8 protein-coding genes are annotated in these 17,728 nt (G+C 62.1%); 3 read left to right on the plus strand and 5 right to left on the minus strand.

Features of this window, described 5'->3' with window-relative positions:
- Nucleotides 1-60 precede the first annotated feature (60 nt).
- From ACIGJE_RS19815 to ACIGJE_RS19825, 3 genes are read right to left on the minus strand one after another with little or no spacing between them, the layout of a single operon-like run.
- Nucleotides 61-2,517 carry a condensation domain-containing protein gene (locus tag ACIGJE_RS19815; RefSeq protein WP_415082464.1) on the minus strand — a complete coding sequence of 819 codons (2,457 nt, stop codon included), beginning with the start codon at nt 2,515-2,517 and terminating at the stop codon, nt 61-63.
- 5 nt (nt 2,518-2,522) lie between these two features.
- Nucleotides 2,523-10,577, minus strand: coding sequence for an amino acid adenylation domain-containing protein (locus ACIGJE_RS19820; protein WP_483678541.1), 8,055 nt, complete (start codon nt 10,575-10,577; stop codon nt 2,523-2,525).
- Nucleotides 10,574-12,466 carry an amino acid adenylation domain-containing protein gene (locus ACIGJE_RS19825; protein WP_483680288.1) on the minus strand — a complete coding sequence of 631 codons (1,893 nt, stop codon included), beginning with the start codon at nt 12,464-12,466 and terminating at the stop codon, nt 10,574-10,576. Before ACIGJE_RS19825 ends, ACIGJE_RS19820 begins: the two co-directional genes overlap by 4 nt.
- Before the next feature lie 758 nt (nt 12,467-13,224).
- Between ACIGJE_RS19825 and ACIGJE_RS19830 the strand changes: the two genes are divergently transcribed.
- Nucleotides 13,225-13,989 (plus strand): 4'-phosphopantetheinyl transferase family protein, encoded by a 765-nt coding sequence (locus tag ACIGJE_RS19830; RefSeq protein WP_483678543.1) that lies wholly within the window; start codon nt 13,225-13,227, stop codon nt 13,987-13,989.
- A gap of 223 nt (nt 13,990-14,212) precedes the next feature.
- Here the strand turns inward: ACIGJE_RS19830 and ACIGJE_RS19835 are convergent, their stop codons facing one another.
- Complete coding sequence (locus ACIGJE_RS19835) at nt 14,213-14,851, minus strand: acyl-homoserine-lactone synthase (protein ID WP_311935179.1); 639 nt, start codon at nt 14,849-14,851, stop codon at nt 14,213-14,215.
- Nucleotides 14,852-14,927: 76 nt separating this feature from the next.
- Complete coding sequence (locus ACIGJE_RS19840; protein ID WP_082980089.1) at nt 14,928-15,662, minus strand: LuxR family transcriptional regulator; 735 nt, start codon at nt 15,660-15,662, stop codon at nt 14,928-14,930.
- Nucleotides 15,663-16,008: 346 nt separating this feature from the next.
- On the opposite strand from ACIGJE_RS19840, the gene ACIGJE_RS19845 reads away from it, so the two are divergent.
- Both ACIGJE_RS19845 and ACIGJE_RS19850 read left to right on the plus strand, forming a co-directional pair.
- The gene (locus ACIGJE_RS19845) at nt 16,009-16,176 is read left to right on the plus strand and encodes a hypothetical protein (protein WP_156771738.1); all 168 of its coding nucleotides are present in this window, start codon (nt 16,009-16,011) and stop codon (nt 16,174-16,176) included.
- Between the two features lie 786 nt (nt 16,177-16,962).
- Nucleotides 16,963-17,637, plus strand: a complete 675-nt coding sequence (locus ACIGJE_RS19850; RefSeq protein WP_483678546.1) for a LuxR C-terminal-related transcriptional regulator — start codon at nt 16,963-16,965, stop codon at nt 17,635-17,637.
- Nucleotides 17,638-17,728: the final 91 nt, after the last annotated feature.

A 17,728-nucleotide genomic window follows, 5' to 3' on the forward strand; every position in this document is an offset into this window, starting at 1 on the left:
GCCCCTTTCTTCTGCTCGACCATACCGGCGATCGGATGAGAGAGGCTGGCATGGAGATCCTCAGCGGCCTGAGAACTGTTTGAGTGTTGCGTTGATGACGTCGCCGATCGTCCTGGAGGCCGTGCGGCGAATAAGCTCCTCATGGGTCGCTGCCACCGAAACCATGGTGACGCCCTTCGATGTCAGGGCATTCCAACCCATGGTCCTGTCGAGGAAATAGCCGAGCGGCATGTTCTCGTTGTGGAAGGCGAGGATCGGCATGGGAAGCGGCGTGCCGCCTTCGTCTCTGCCGGCCTCGACCACCCAATGGCCGATCCGTGCATCGTCATCCGGCCCATCCTCGAACGATTTCCGGCCGAACACCGCTTTCAGGAAGAGGCGAATGCGCCTCAAGGCGTGTCGGCGCTGTTCCGCACCACCGACGAGGCAACGAGCATAGTAGAGCCCTGACTGGATCTGATAGGAGTATCGTCCCAGCATTCCCTTCAGCCGCGACTGACGCTTCGAATAGCCGGGAGCCCAGGCATCGAGCGTCACGAACAGTTCGATTGTGTGCCCCCTCTCGATCAAACGCCGGGCGACGGCGACATTGAGCCGAGCCGCGGCGCAAAAGCCGAGCAGGATGTAGGGGCCGTGCGGGCGCACTTCTTCGATGATGCGCACGCAGTGTTCCACCATCTCCGCCCGGCTGGTTTCCGCGCCTCCCTCGACGAAGGCCGGCAACGGGACCGAAATGAAGGGCTGATCCTCCCCCAGATGGTTGACCAGCTCCTGGTAAATGAAGGTGTCGTGCAAAGCGAAGATGGGCGTGCTCGCGCCATGCGGCTGCATGACCACGGCCCCCTTCGCCTCCGTGATAACGGGCCCGCCCAGAAGTTTGGCCAACTCGCCGATGGTGGGGTGGCTGTGCAATTCGTCAAAGGAAATGCGTTTGCCGAAGACCTTCTCGACCCGCGAAAGCATGCGGAACGCCGAGAGTGAATGCCCGCCAAGCGCGAAGAAATTGTCCTTCAAATTGAGGATCGGTACCTTGAGGATGTTGACCCAGATGTCCGCAAGCTCGGCTTCCACGCGCACATGACCATCGGGAAGCCCGGGTGCGCGCGCAGATGCCAGCTGCGGGGCAGGCGCGCGAACGGGCGCCGGGCTGGCCCCCTCGCCCACCGGCCGGTCCAGATCGGCAACGAGGCCGTCGATCAGGTCCTGCAACTGGGCGAGATACCCCTCCACCGTCTCCTTGTTATAGAGCGAGGTGTCGTATTCGCAGGACATGCGCCAGCCATCGGGGCGCTCGACGAAGAAGAAGTTCAGATCATAAAGCGCGCCCGGCGAAACGGACGGCATGTCGATCAGGCTGAGTTCCGGGCGCTCATCGGTGGGTATGAACGAACGCTGGCAGATCAGGTTGACGGAGAATAGCGGATTGCGACCGGGCTCGCGCACCGGTTTGGCAATAGCGATGATGTCTTCGATCGGCATATGCTGGTTGAGCAGCGCGCCCTCGATGACGTCATGCATATGGGCCAGCAATTGCCGGAAGCTCGGATTTCCAGTGATCCTGCTGCGCAGGGGCACGGTATTGATGAAGGGGCCGACAATGTTGTTGAGCTCGACCCGATCTCGCCCGGCGATTTGCGTGCCGACCGTAATGTCCTCGGAGCCGCTGTGGCGATGCAGGAGACACATCAACGCGGCTGCCCCGACCATGAAGAACGTGCAGCCCTCCACCGTTGCCAGGGCGGACATCGCATCGGTCAATGTGCGGGGCAACTGACGCCCCACAATGAGCGCCGGCGCAGCCCCCGTTCCCCCGCGCGGCTTGTCGGAAAAAAGATCGAAGCGCTTGAATCCGGCCAGTTGCGAGGTCCAATAAGCCCGCTCGTTTTTGAGCGCGTCCGCTTTCATCCATTCGCTCTGCCACGCCGCGAAGTCGGCATATTGCAGAGGAAGATCGGCCAGTTTGGGCGCGCGCTGCCGCAGCCGGGCCTGGTAGAACTCCATCATGTCACGCGCGATGATCCCCACCGACCAGCCGTCACAGGCGATGTGGTGGACGGTAACCAGGATGATGTGCTCCTCGGCCCCGACTTTCAGCAGGGTCGCACGAAGATTGGGCACCCGCGTAAGGTCGAAAGGCTTGCGTGCCTCGATCTGGCTGATGCGCTCTCTTTCCTCGTGACGGCTCGCTTCCGGCAGCAAGGTCAGATCGATGACCGGAAGCTGGATCGATGCGTCGGGATGAACGAGTTGCTCGGGCTCTCCATCGACGTCGCGATAGCTGGTGCGCAAGATCTCGTGACGGTCGATCACCGCATTCAGCGCCTGCTGGAGCACGGCGACGTCGAGCCGGCCGCGCAAGCGCCAACGCACTGCAACGTTCAGCGCCGGGTCTTCCGGGGTGATCTGGTCCAGGATCCAGAAGCGGGCCTGGGCCAGCGAACAAGGAAAGGCATAGAGGTCCGTGTCGGCCTCCTGGGCGCCGATACCGATGTCGTTGCCTGTTTCAGAACCTGCCATCGGCTTCACCGTTCCGGAGACTGCAGAGCGCTGGCGGCAACACGGCGGCTGCTCCTGGCAACACGAACGAGCTGCGGGAGCTCGGAAGGTTCCGCGGCCGGCGACACCCCCGCGAGCGTGGCTGCCGCCTTGGCGATACTGCGCTGCTGCAGCAGGGTCTTGGCCGACAGGTTCAGCCCGGCCTGGTTCGCACGCGCCACGATCTGGAAGATATGGATCGAATCCGCGCCAAGCATGAGCAGATCGTCCGCCACACTGATTCTCCCCTGTCCAAGAACCTCGGCACAAATGTCCGCCAGGATCGTTTCGGCTTGATTGCCGGGCGCGACATAAGTGCCCGACAACTCGTTCGCGGATGTCTCGCTCGGCTTGGGCAGGGAACGGCGGTCGAGCTTGCCACTCGACCCACGCGGCATGGCGTCAAGGCGGACCCACTGGCTGGGTATCATATAATCAGGCAGGTCCCGGCCGAGGGCATTGCGAAGAGCCTCGATGCTGGGTGCGCTGGAGGCAGGCGCCTCGTAATAGGCCACGAGCCTGGGATCCCCTGGATTGTCTTCGCGCAGGATCACCGCATTGACGTCGAGGCCAGCCTTGCCGAGCGCGGCCTCGATCTCGCCGAGCTCGATGCGAAAGCCTCGCAGCTTCACCTGATGGTCGTTGCGCCCCAGAAGCTGAAGGCGGCCACCCGGCATGAGGCGGGCGAGATCTCCCGTACGATAGAGCCGCGCGCCGGGCGTGCCCGAAACACTGTCCGCAATGAACTTTTCGGCAGTCAGGTCGGGCCGGTGGAAATAGCCGCGGGCGACGCCGTCGCCGCCGATATGGAGTTCGCCCACCACGCCGAGCGGCTGCACGCGATCGAACTTGTCGAGCACGTGGAACTGCGTGTTGGCGATGGGGTGGCCGACCGTGATCGGATCCGGGCCCGGACGGATATGGGCGACCGACGACCAGATCGTCGTCTCGGTCGGTCCATACATGTTCCACAGCTCGCCATCATTCTGGACCAATTGATCCGCCAGGCTGCGCGGCATCGCTTCGCCGCCGCAGAGCATCTTCAGCTTCGGCGAAGGCTTGAAACCGGATTCCAGCAGGATCACCCAGGTGATCGGCGTTGCCTGCATCACGGTGGCGCCGCAGCCTTCCAGACGCTTGAGCAGGGCCTGGCCATCGGCCGTCTCGCTCTGGGGTGCGATGACCACGCTGCCCCCGCAAGCCAGCGGCAGATAGAGCTCGAGCGCTGCGATGTCGAAGGAGATCGTGGTGACGGCCAGCAGCCGGTCTTCGGCGGTGAAGCCCGGCACCTGGCGCATCGAGGCCAGGAAATTGGCGACGCAGCCATGCGTCACTTCGACTCCTTTGGGCTTGCCCGTCGAGCCGGAAGTGAAGATGACATAGGCGAGATCCTCGCCGGTCGCCCTGGCCACCGATGCGGGCAAGGGCTGGCGTGCAGCAATCGCGTCACGGTCGCGATCGACCAGGACCGTCACGGCCGCCGCAGCCGAAGCAATGTCTTCATAGGCTGCCTGGGTCACCACGGCGGCGACTTCAGCTTCAGCCAGAATGCCATTGAGCCGGGCTGTCGGGTGATTGGTCGCGAGCGGAACATAGGCACAGCCTGCCTTCAGCACGGCCAGCAGTGAGACGAGCATGTCCAGCGAGCGATCGACCAGCACGGCAATGCGTGCGCCCTTGCCAAGACCGCGATCATGCAAATGCGCAGCGAGCTGGCCGGCGCGCCGGTCGAGTTCGCCATAGGTGAGTTGCTGATCCTCGAAGAGCGCGGCGATGCCCCCCGGATTGGCCACTGACTGGGCTTCGATCAGACCATGAATGGTGAGCAGGTTCGGATCGGAAGGCGCAGGCAAGGACGGTCCGGCCAGGGTGGCCGGCACATCGCCGGCGGCCAGCAATGGCAAACGCTCGATCGGCGTGGTCACGTCATCGGCGATCGCCTGCAGCAAGGCACGGTAATGCCCCAGCCAGCGGCGGACCGTCGCCTCGTCGAAGAGATCGGCATTGTAGTCGCAATCGATGCGCAAGCCGTTGGCGGATTCCGTCACATTCGCAAAGAGATCGAAGGTGGAGAAGCGCTTGGGGTTGGGAACGACTTCGGTCGTCAGCCCCGGAAACGCCAAGTCTCCGCCCAGGCGCTCCACGTTGAACTGGACTTCGGCGAGCGGCAGCCGGCTGGCATCGCGCGGGAGCGTCAGCTTGCGCAGGATCGTGCCGAGCGTGCAGCTGCGATGGTCATAGGCCTCCAGCACGCTCTGCTTGGTGACGGCCAGAAAATCGGCAAAGCTCATGCCGTCCTGCCAGCTCGCATGCAGCGGCAGCAGATTGACGCAATGGCCGACCAGTGCCCTGTCGTCCTCGATCAGCGATTGGCCAGCGGCCGGTATGCCGACCACCACTTCATTCTGGCCGGCAAGACGGCCCATCAGGATCTCGAAGGCAGCGAGCAAGGTAGCAAACAAGGTGCTGCCGCGTTTGGCTCCGGCCTTGCGGACCGCCTCATAGAGCGGCCTTTCGATGGCGAACTGGACCGATCCACCGTTGAAGGTCTTGATCGGCGGCCGCGCGCGATCACAGGGCAGCTCGAGAGGCGGCGGCGCGGTGCGGAACTGCCCGACCCAATAGGCTTCGTCATCAGCCACTTCCTGCACGGTCTGGGCGTAGCTGCTGAAGGGGAGCGGTTCGGCCAGTACGGGCTGGCTGTTCTCGACTTTGGCTCGATAGAATTCCGAGAGTTCGCCGATCAGCACATTGATCGACCAGCCGTCGCAGATGATGTGATGGGCGGTAAAGACGAGGACGTGCCGATCCGGCGAGAGCCGAACCAGTTCGCCGCGCACCAGCGGGCCGCCGACCAGGTCGAAAGCTCTCCTGGCATCCTGTTCGATCCGCATCTTCAGCGCCTGTTGCGGCGAGGCCTCCCCGGAAACATCCACCAGCGGCAGCTCCAGACGAAGCTCAGGTGCAAAGCTCATGCGGGTGCCGGTCGTATCGAAATGGATACGCAGCGCATCGTGTCGCGCAATGACGTCGTTGAGCGATGCGCGCAGGGCTTGCGTGTCGAGGGCTCCCTCGAAACTCAGGCTGATGGATTCGTTGAAGGCACAGGAGGCCTCGTCGCCGAGCTGCGCCGAGAGCCAGACCTCGGTTTGGGAAGCGGTCGGTGCAATGGGACCGGTCGGTGAGGCCATTTTGGCTGCCGCTCCGGTCTTGCCGTCGCCGCCCGCAAGCGGAGGGCCACCGGGCAGCATGCCGTCGGCCTGCATGGCTTCGATGCTCTCGCGGAAAGCGTGCACGATCCGAGCGACATCCTCGTCCGTATGCTCGGTGGTCAGGAAGCAGGGGAAGCCCTCATGCACATAGATGCCGCGGGCGCGCAGATGATAGTAGAGCAGGCTGCCAAAGCGGTAGTCATGGCTCGGATTGATGTAGAATAGGCTGCCAAAGCTCGGGACCGGCAGGGACAGGCCGCACGCGGCGAAACAACCAGACAGCTGTTCGGCCAGGCGCCCCATGCGGGCCGAAACCTCCTCCTGCAAGGCCGGCCCCCTGGCCTTCAGATGCTCGAGCACCGCCTCGAGCGCGGCCAGGACCAGCGGATGGCGCACGAAGGTGCCGGCAAAGAAGGTGACCCCGACTTCCGGATAGGACTCGTCGCCATAGCGCCAGTCGCCGCCGTCGAGCGCGTCCATGAAGCTGGCCTTACCGGCCAGCACGCCCACGGGCAGCCCGCCGCCGACCACCTTGCCGTAGCAGGCGAGATCGGCCTTGATGTCGAACAGGTGCTGCATGCCCGCTGGGTGCATGCGGAAGCCCGTGACCACCTCGTCGAACACCAGCGCAGTGCCGGACGCTTCGGTCACGGCGCGAACCTGCTTGAGGAATTCGACCGGGCGCAGGTCCGGGCGGCGGCTCTGTACCGGCTCGACCACCACGGCGGCGAGTTCTTCCGCATGCTCGCGGATCCAGGCCAGAGCCTCCTCGGAGCCGTATTCCAGCACGGTGACGTTCTCGACCGACTGCGGCGGAATACCCGGTGCCACCGGCAAAGTGCGATGTTCGCCCTGACGGACCTGCCCCCTGACCAGCACTTCGTCGAACTGGCCGTGATAGTCGCCGGCGAACATGACGACGCGCTTGCGCCCAGTGACCGTACGCGCCACCCGCATGGCTGCCATCACCGCTTCCGAGCCGGTGTTGCAGAAGGTGGCGCGCTCATTGCCGGTCATCTCGCAGAAGAGAGCCGCAACCTTGCCCGCCCTTGCGGATTGCGGGCCGATGGCGAAGCCTTCCTGCAACTGTCTGTCGACCGCCTCGACCACGAAATCCGGGGCATGGCCGAACATCGTCTGGCCATAGCCATTGACCAGATCGATATATTCGTTGCCGTCGACGTCCCAGATCCGCGAACCCTTCGAGCGGGCCGCGATCACGGGATAGACCATCTCCTTCCAGTCGGGATTGAAGCCGGAGGCTGCGCGTGGGTCGGCCAGGACGTTGCGATAATCCTGCGTCAGCTGCTTGGAGCCGGGGCTGCGGGCATTCCAGAGCGAGGTAAGCGCCTCGATATGGCTGCGCTGGCGGGCATCGAGCCCCTGATCCTGCGACTTCTGGCTGTTCTTGTAGACGGCGAAGCGCGACGGCAATTCCTTGACCGGGGCCGCATCTGCCTGGGGTGCTGCGGCAGGCTGCGGGGCGGCCGTGGCCTGAAGCGCAGGCGTCGGGGAAGGAACCACGGGGGATGCCATCACGGCCTGGACAGCCGGAGCCTGCAATACCGCCCCACCACGCAGCACTTCGAGTTGCTGCTGCATCAGATGCGCCATGACCTGAAGCTGGTCGCGCATCAAGCCCTCCACGCCAGCTCCCGTACCGGCAAGCGGCAACGCAGTCGAAAGGAGAGGCGCAGATTGGCCAACCGGCGAAACAACATTGGGAGCCGGTGCGGCGACCGGAGCCACTGCAACCGAAACCGGCGCCGGTGCAGGTGCGAATTTTTCGGGCGGCAACGCCGCTGCGACATGTTCCGTCAGGGCCTCGATGCTGCCGAGATCCCCCAACAGGGCGCGGAAGGTGATCTTGAGGCCGAACTTGTTCAGGAGCTCCTGGGCAGCCTGGGTCAGGAACAGGGAGTCGAAGCCCATTTCCAGGAAGGTCGTGCCGGGTTCGGCAGAGGCCACGTCCTCGCCGGACAGGTCGGCGAAGATCGAGATAATGGCGGCCTTGATGGTGTCGGTGCGGGCGGTCATATCGGACATCACGGTTTGCGCGGGGAGCGGCATTGCGAGGATTTCGGCAGGCGGCGTATTGGCAGGAAGCGCCGGTTCGGATCGCGGAGCGACCGGCGGACTGGCCACAGCCGCGGAAGCAGGCTGGCGCGTGGGCGGCTCTATCCAGTGGCGCGTGCGCTCGAAGGGATAGGTCGGCAGAGGCACTCTGCGCCGCGTCGCCTCGCTCGACTGCAAGGCCCAGTCGACGGCCACGCCGGCGGTCCACAACCGGCCCACAGCCTCCGCTACGGTATCCTGGTCGGGCCGCTCGCGTGCCGAGTCGGGCAGGCAGGAAACCACGGTCCGGCCCCGCGCCGCACCCTGCAGCGACAGCGTGGTCAAGGTGTTGCCGGCACCGACTTCAAGCAGGATCGCCGCCGTATCGCCGAGCAGAAGCGACAGGCCGTCGGCAAAGCGTACCGGCTCGCGGAAATGCCGCGCCCAATAGTCGGGCGATGTTGCAGCCTCAGCCGTGATCCATTGGCCCGTGACGCCGGAGACATAAGGAATGGCGGGCGCCCTCAGTCCGATCTTGCGCACCTCCTCGGTGAAGGGGGCGAGGATCGGGTCCATCATGGGGGAATGGAAGGCATGCGAGGTGTGGAGTCGGCGACTGACGACACCGCGTGCCTTCAGCTGCGCTTCCAGCGCATCGATGGCGTCGTCCGGCCCGGATGCGACACACAAGGCTGGGCCGTTGATGGCAGCGATGGCAAGATCGGCGCCGAGCAAAGGCACAAGCTCCGCCTCGGGCAGCCTCACCGCCAGCATCCCTCCCGGCGGAAGGTCCTGCATCAGGCGACCACGGGCGGCGACGAGCGGCAGCACCTCTTCGAGCGTAAAAACCCCGGCCAGGCAGGCTGCGACGAATTCGCCGACGCTGTGCCCGATCATCGCGCGCGGCACGATCCCCCGGGCGATCCACAAACGGGCCAATGCATACTCGACCGCGAAGATCGCAGGCTGGGCATAGCAGGTGGCAGCCAGCTGCTTGTGATCATCGGCCTCGCGCCTGCCGGGATAGAGCAGGTCCTTGAGATCGCGCTCCAGATGCGGCCGCAGGATCGCCGCACAACGGTCGATGTCGGCCCGGAAGCCTGGTTCGGCCTCGTAGAGACTACGCCCCATGTCGGGATATTGCGATCCCTGTCCGGGGAACATGAACACGACGCCAGGATCGCTGGCGGCCTTGAAGACACGCGCCGCCGGGTCGTTCAGGGCCGCGACGGCTGCCGGGATATCACTGGCAGCGGCGGACCAGCGATAGTCGAAAGCCTTGCGTCCGAGCTGCAGCGTGTGCGCGACATCCGAGAGTTCCAGCCCGGGATTGGCAGACAGGTATCCGGCCAGCGCCGAGCGGGCCTTGCCCAAAGCTGCTTCGCTGCGGGCCGACACAGTGAGGATCTCGACGCCCTTTGCCGCTGGACGCGGCGTCGGCATCGGCGCCTCTTCCAGCACCACATGCACATTGGTGCCACCGACGCCGAAGGCGCTGACGCCCGCCCGGCGCGGCTCCGGCCCCTCCTGCCAGTCCCTCAGCGCCGCATTGACGAAGAATGGGCTGTTTTCGATGTCGAGACGCGGATTGGGCTTCTTGAAGTGCAGGGTCGCCGGCAACTGGCGGTTTTCGAGGCTGAGCGCCGTCTTGATGAAACCGACCACGCCAGCAGCCGCGTCGAGGTGGCCGACATTGCTCTTGACCGACCCGATTGCGCAATACTGCCTGCCCGCGTCGCCCGTGGCGCGGAAAGCCTTGGTCAGGCCCGCAATCTCGATCGGGTCCCCGAGCGGCGTTGCGGTACCATGGCATTCGACATAGCTGATCGAGCGGGGATCGACCCCGGCATTGGCATGCGCCATCATGATGGCGGCCGCCTGGCCATCGGAGCTCGGCGCGGTGTAGCCGACTTTGGCCGAACCGTCATTGTTGACGCCGCTGCCGCGCACCACGGCATAGATATGATCGCCGTCGGCAAGCGCGTCCTCGAGCCGCTTCAGCAGCACGGCGCCGGCGCCGCTACCGAAGACGGTACCTCTGGCGTCGGCGTCGAAGGTGCGGCAATGGCCATCCTCCGACACCATGCCGCCTTCCTGGGTCAGATAGCCGCGCTTCTGCGGGAAGGTGATCGAAACGCCGCCGGCAATGACCATGTCGCTCTGGAACAGCAGCAATTGCTGGCAAGCCTGCGCGATCGCCATCAGCGAGGTCGAGCAAGCCGTGTTCAAGCTGAAGCTCGGTCCGTTCAGGTTGAATTTGTAGGACACTCGCGTCGCCAGAAATTCACGACCGGCGCCGAGCAGCATCGGATATTGCCCGACCTGGAAGGCATTGGTGAAATCCTCCGACACGTTGCGATTGCCGACAACGTGATGGAGGAAATAGGTGTTCATGCTGCAACCGGCGATGACGCCGATGCTGCCGGGATAGCTCGCCGGATCGTAGCCACCGTCCTCGAGCGCTTCCCAGGCGCATTCGAGGAAGATGCGATGCTGCGGGTCAGTCAGTTCTGCCTCGCGCGGATACATGCCGAAGAACTCGGCGTCGAAAAACTCGACATCGGGCAGGATCGGCCGCGCCCGCACGAAATTGGGCGCCCGCCGAATGTCGGGCCCGTACGTATCTTCGAGCTCACTGTCCTCGAAACGGGTGATCGATTCCACGCCGTTGCGCAGATTCTGCCAGAATTCACCGACGGAGCGGGCACCGGGAAAGCGGCCCGCCATGCCGATCACCGCAATGGCGTTGAGTGGAGGGTCGGGGATGGAGCTCACCTTGCCGCTCCCATCTGGCGCTGGCGCATGCGCTGGAGCGCCTCGGCCTGCTGGCGGGCGCGCAGATTCTCCGGCCTGGCGGCCGGGCTCGCGGCAGGCGCGGAACTCGAGCGGATGAAATTGGCGAGAGCCGTGATGGTGGGACGCTCGAACACGTCGCTCAAACGAAGCTCAGGATGGATACTCTCCTGGATTTCGTTGAGAACAGTCAGGATCTGCAGCGAACTTCCACCCTGATCGAAGAAATTGATCTTGGTGCTGACGTCGGGCACGGACAGAACCCGCGACCAGATGGCCGCAATCTTCTGTTCAATCTCGTCGCGCGCCTCCGGCACGATCGGGCTGGCCGCGAAAGTCGGGCTGGGCAGCGCTTTGCGGTCGAGCTTGCCATTCTCGGTCATCGGCAATTCGCCGAGGTCGACGAAGGCGAAGGGAAGCATGTAGTCCGGCAAGGTCTGGGCCAGATGTGCCTTCAGGGTGGCGGCATCGGCCGACGTGGCCGAAGGCACGATATAGGCGACCAGCTTCGCCTCCCCGGGGCCATCCGTGCGAGCGATCACGGCACAAGCCGTTACGGCAGGATGGCGCATGAGCTGGTTTTCGATTTCACCCGTCTCGATGCGGAAGCCGCGGATCTTCACCTGGTGATCGCTGCGCCCGAGATATTCGAGGTCACCGTCCGCCGTACGCCGGACGAGATCGCCGGTCTTGTACAGCTTCTCGGCTGCCTGACCTTCCGAGGGCTGCCAGTCGATGAAACGCTCCGCCGTCAGCTCGGGACGGTTCAGATAGCCCAGGCACACCCCCTCCCCGCCGACATAGATCTCGCCTTCCTCGCCCACCGGGACAGGCCTGCGGTTCTCGTCGAGCACATGGATGGTCAGATCGGGGATCGGCACGCCGATCAGGCTTGCCCGGTTGCTGTCGAGCTCGGCTGCAGACACGGGACGATAGGTAACGAACACGGTGGTTTCCGTGATGCCGTACATGTTGATGATGCGTGGCTTGGCATCGCCGTAGCGGTTGAACCACGGCCGCAGCATCTGGAACTCGAGGGCTTCGCCGCCGAGGATCACGTAGCGCAGGGCCAGGGCCGAGGCCTCTGGGCGGCGGCGCTCCACCTCGATCAAAGTGCGGAAAGCGGATGGCGTCTGGTTGAGCACGGTCACCTGCTCTCGAACGAGCAGGTCGAGGAAATCCTCGGGCGAGCGGCTGACGCGATGGGGCACCACCACCACGCGCCCGCCATAGACCAGCGCTCCCCAGATCTCCCACACGGAGAAGTCGAAGGCATGCGAATGGAAGAAGGTCCACACATCCTGCGGGCCGAAGCCGAACCAGTGATCGGTTGCGTGGAACAGCCGCACGACGTTGTGGTGGGTCAGCCGGCATCCCTTCGGGCGGCCGGTGGAGCCCGACGTATAGATGACGTAGATGAGCGATTGGGGATCGATGGCGATGTCCGGATTCGTGACCGGTTCAGTGCCGAGGCTATCGGCGTCCTGATCCAGCAGAATCATCGGCAGATCGCTCGGCGGCAGCGTCGGGCGGCCGCTGGCCGTGGTCACGAATGCCAGGGGCCGGGCATCCTCCAGCGTGAAGGACAGGCGCTCGCGCGGATAGCTCGGATCGAGTGGCAAATAGGCAGCACCCGATTTCATGATGCCCAGCATGCCCACGACCATGTCGATCGACCGCTCCAGGCCGATGGCGACCAACGTGTTGGGCTTCACACCCATCTTGAGCAGGCGATGAGCGAGCTGGTTGGCGCGCGCGTTCAACTCACCGAAGGTGATCGAAACGCCGTCACAGGTCACCGCAAGGCTGTCGGGGCGAAGCGCGGCCTGCTCGCTGATCAATTGATGGACGGAAAGGTTGGTTTGAAACATACTCACGGAGCCCCCATGCAAAATCGTGTATAGTGCCCCGGAGGATCGTTCCGCCGCAGGCCGTGCCGCCAAGCCGCCGTTGCCGACGCCTGCAGCACCGATGTGATATCCATTGCTTTCCTTCGGCCCGTCGGGACGGCCAGAGGTGCCGAGCTTACGATTGCGCGCGAACCGGAATATCCCGGCTTTCGGACGCTTCGTGTGCGTTTTCACACATTCCCCAGCAAACCAGTCCCATAATTGCGCCGAACATTCCCAGATCAGCTATTGCCTTTCTCATTCCAGATATGCGTGAGAAATACTTCAATATCGACATAAACATATGTTTCGAAAACATGCGTGAATTTACCGTGAAACGAAAAAATCTTCGCACGTAGATTTCAAAAACTACAAAGCACACTACATTCTACGAAGGAATTATTGAGGTGGTATACCTCTTTCGCTCTCTTGACGCCGAAAAACCAAAATGACCTTTGCGGAAACCAAGAAAACAGTTGAAGCTCAATGCAGACCCAAAGAACCCATCCAGCGAAACACTGCGATTATTGTAGAGTTTGAAGATCACGGCCTCAATTCGGGAAATTGAATGCCCTCCCCCCACCCGATAGGCAAAATCGGACCAAAAGGAGTAGGCTCCATCGATCCCGGAGACTCACGCCCCTACCCCGATAGCCGTAAGGCACAGGGCTGAAGGTGGGAGTGACGGCTCAAACGCCTCCGCCATCGCTCGACCCGGGAGAGGTTGCGCGCCGGCCTCGATGCTGATCGAGTGGAATCAGTCAACCGCCACGCCAGTTGAATCCAAGCTTTCGATGCCGCTTCCCCTGCTCCCCCCCCCTACTCCCCACGACGTTCATGTCTGGCAATGGGGCCTTGACGCCGACGAAGACGACTTCGAGCGCAACTGGCAGGTCTTGTCGGGGGAGGAGCGCGGTCGCGCTGACAAATTCCGCTTCGAGCGGCATCGTCGCCGCTTCGTGGCGGCGCGCGGAAGGCTTAGGCAAATTCTTGCCGACTATCTCGCGGTATCGCCGCAAGCGGTTGGTTTCGGCTATGGCGCCGAAGGCAAGCCCTTCTGCACGACCCAGCCTTCGGAATGGCGGATCTGCTTCAATCTGAGCCATAGCGAAAACACGGCTGCCCTCGCCGTCGCGAACGACTGCGAAATCGGCATCGACATCGAGCATATCCGCCCGATCGAGGACAGCATCGCATCGCAGGTATTTTCACCTGCCGAGCACACACAATTCGAGGCACTGCCAGCCGGCGTGCGGCAAGGCGTCTTCTTCGAGAATTGGGCGCGCAAGGAAGCGTGCCTGAAGGCGCTCGGCACGGGCTTTGCTCACCCGCCAACCCATTTCGAATTCGATCTTGCCATCCGGGGCGACACGGCACCCCGCTTCGTCGGTGGCGATTCCGACGAAGCGAAATGTTGGCGTATTCACGCTCTGAGATCCGCTATGAACCGCACTGGCTCGGTGGCAGCACGGCGCCTCGATTGGTCGATCGTCGAAATGGCTTGACGGACAGCATCAGCCTCTCTGCCGATACGCCAGACAAGCAGCATGCCGAGGGCTTGCGGCCCTTGGACGCCCTATGACACCTCGGAATGTGGCGCCGGCTCCTGGCGACGGCATCCAGCCCACATTCCCAAGGCGACTGGGATGAGCCCGGAGCCTTCCTGGCCTCGGGCATCGAAATTTGCGCCGCTCCAGCCAATTGGCTCGCAAACTCAACGATTGCGGCTTAAGCTGCAACCGCGTGGACTTGCGTTTCGGAACGCAGGACCGAACCTGTGATCTGGCCGGCTGCAGCGATCCCGGCGCGCATCTCCTCGCTGATCTCGAAGAGACCGGCATAGGTCATCACGCGGCCGATTCTGGTCGGCACACCAATGACGTCCGCCGGGCAGTTGGCCAGCTTGAAGATGCGGGCCATGCGGGCATCGTAGACGGACACCACGAAATCGATGCCAGCAAGCATGCCGACCTCGACGATGCCGCACAGCAGCTCCGTCGTCACCGAATGCAGGCGACGGTTGCCGTCATTGGCTAGGTCGGGGTCGATCGCGAAGCGGGAGCTTTCCCAAATGAGCGGGCTCTCCACAATTTCGCCATCCGGCAACAGTACTGAGAAGACATCGCGCAGCATATTCGGGCCGGTCGTCGGCAACAGGCGCAGACCACCTTCCACACGACCCGTGTATTGATTTCGCGATATCAAGTAGACAGGATCACAATCGTCGAAATAGTCTATCTCGCGACCGTTTGAAACATTAACGTCCCAATCAAGCCTGTCTTTAAAGACCCTCGCACGCATCTCGTAAAGTGCATCCAGGGTTTCGGTATGTAAATGACGTTCGTAACTTTGAATGACTTCAATCATCGAACAGACCCTCCGTCGGAATCTGCTCGAATTTATTGGTCACTTATTCCCTTAGAAATACGGCGTATTTGACGGGTTACCTCGATCCGAAAAAAATGCTCATATTCATTGCCTTGGCGACGGCATGAGTAACGTTAGTTGCATTCAGTTTTGCTCGAGCCAGGTCGAGGTAAAACCGCACCGTCCGATCCGAAAGGGAGAGTATCGTCGCAGTTTCCGAGACCGTCTTGCCGCGGGCAACCCATTTCAGGCATTCGATCTCACGCGGAGAAAGATGGACTTCCTCTTCTTCAACCGCCTCCGTACGCAGGATGGCATTGTGGATATGGTAGGCCAAGACCTGGAAGTCGCGCTGGAAAGCCCCCAACGTCTGATCCCATTCCTGATCGGAGACGTCGCTGGTGATGGTGAAGAGGGCGCGCTCGCCATGGCGGCCGCGGATAGGGAAGGTCAGGCCCTGACGCCCCAGCCCGAATTCGGCGGCCTCGCCGAAAAAGGCTCGGAGCTTCGACCCCTTCAGGTCGAATTTGCGCCAGTCAATGGGCAGGACGGCCGAAAACCCCTCCCTTAGAACCGGATCTATTCTAACGTAATTCTCGCTCTTATAGTGTTCAACCCAATCATCGGAGTAAGTAACGGCCAAATAGGGATCGTCACCATTAGAGCTAGGAATATTTACAGCAAAATAGGCCGCAGTACGCAGCCCGTAACTCTGAACAACACGATTCAGCATCCCTTTTACGTCACGAGACGTCGGTACACTGCCAATTTCATCGACAATATCATAATATATCTTGTCGAGCGCTCTCATATGCCGCCCCCTAAACCTCGGGGCGGTATGATAGTGCAAAACGTAGCGGGATGCTAGTTCCTAGATTACTTCTTGGGTGCCCGGCGGGATAGAATGAAGACTTGGATTATATACTTCGATGTCTCTTTAAATCTCGAAAGAAGAATGGCAGCACTCTGAGTTCATTTCAGTCCGATGCCAGTTAGTAACCAACCAACCAAGGTTGATCGGTTGAATATCCGTCAAGAAACGACAACCGTTTCAACCTTCGATACGACGATGTTTCGCCATTCCCGCGAACGGTGGGGTCGAACCGATGATAAACAAGGGTCACGACGCAATGCCTAAAGTTCAACAAGGTCAATCGATGGTCACCATCGATGACGACACCGGCACGATCACCATCGATCTGGTGGCTTATGGGCCGGTGCGAATCGTGATGACGGCCGATGGCGACATCGAGGTCGAGGGACGCAGCATCCTGAACACGGCTCATTGGACGAGTTTTGGCAACGAGCTTCCCAAGCGGGCCTGAAAGTCGCCGCCGGAAACCTGGCTGAGATCGACACACTCTGCTGAATGACATGAAGCCCGGGCGGTCATGCTGCCGCGGGTTTCCGTCATGTCTTGATCTGCAGGGCACCGCCAAGGATGCCCACGTGGCAGGTCCCTCCTATGGTCATCGGCAAGGCCGCCATGCGCGGATATGTGTGGCCAGCGTCGCTCCTCGATGATTTCCAAGGGCAGCGCGACGCCATCGTCTTTCCGCAAACATCCAATCCCGCCGGCACTCTATCCACGAGGACACCCCAAACCGAGCTTCTGGGCTTGGCTCATCGCGCTCTATTGCTACTACCCCAAGCGCTGTCACATACCCGCATAGGCGCAATGCTATCGACAGATAGCAATCTCATGGCTTCCATGTTGCGGATACGGCACCACCACGCTTGCAGTGCCTAGAGGCGCGCCCGGCATGGCTGCGCCGACTTGCCGATCGCGCGCATGGGCCGCATGGCCTGAAGGCAATGTGCGAAATCGCACATCGCAGCCCTGCGCCATGGTGTTTCTCACTGAGAGGATGGGTGTCCACCCATCGTGTTGAGGAAGAGTGTCGAATCCAAGTCATGCCGCGCCAATTCCACGCGCCACGACGCCGGCGTATTGAATATTTCCCCAAAAAGGAAACTGTCTTCGCCTTGGATTGCGAGAATATGGAAGTTTGACATTTCGCTGAAAGTCCTTGCCTATTTCGCGATTGAAGGAGGGGAAGCAGGTGAGATCGATCGGTGAAAGTGGCCTGACACACGAGGGAGAGCGTTACTTGAAGATCCCCGTTTGTGTAATCGACAAGCGAGCCTTCTGGCGCGATTGTCTGACGATGTGCTTGACGGCCTCTTCCGCAAACCTTGCTGCCGTCGGCTATGACACCATCGATGATTGGCTGACAGCCTCTACGCATGCCCCTTCGACGATCATCCTGCTATGCGCCACCAGCGAGGAAGGCACGGCCCGAGCCATACAGTCCGGGCTCGATCGCATTCTCTCCAGCGTGCCGGGCGCGCGCGTGGTCCTCCTGTCCGATATCGACAATCCGGCGACGATGGTCTCCGCCTTGGAACGCGGGGCACGCGGCTTCGTAACCATGAGCCTCAGCCTGGAAGTGGCGATCGAGGCAATCCGCATCGTGAATGTCGGCGGCACCTTCGTTCCGGCCAGTGGCCTGTTGTCGGCACGCCAGGGCTTTACAGCCCAGCTCGATGGCCAACCGCCCGCTGTGGAGGGGCGGCCGCATTTCACCGAACGGCAGCTGGCAATCATCGCCTGCGTACGCAAGGGCGAGCCGAACAAGATCATCGCCCATAAGCTCAATATGACCGAAAGCACGGTCAAGGTTCACATCCGCAACATCATGCGCAAGATCAAGGCCAAGAACCGCACCGAAGTTGCGTTTCTGACCAACGAGTTGCTGCTTCCCAACGAAACTTCGAACGACTGAGACAGACGCCGCAGCAGCGGATATGGAATGGGCTGGAACAGGATCGCTTCCTGGCGGTGCCGGCACCTTGTCTTGCAAACGCAACTCTCCG

The organism is Labrys sp. E2SS-1L (genome assembly GCF_057073705.1).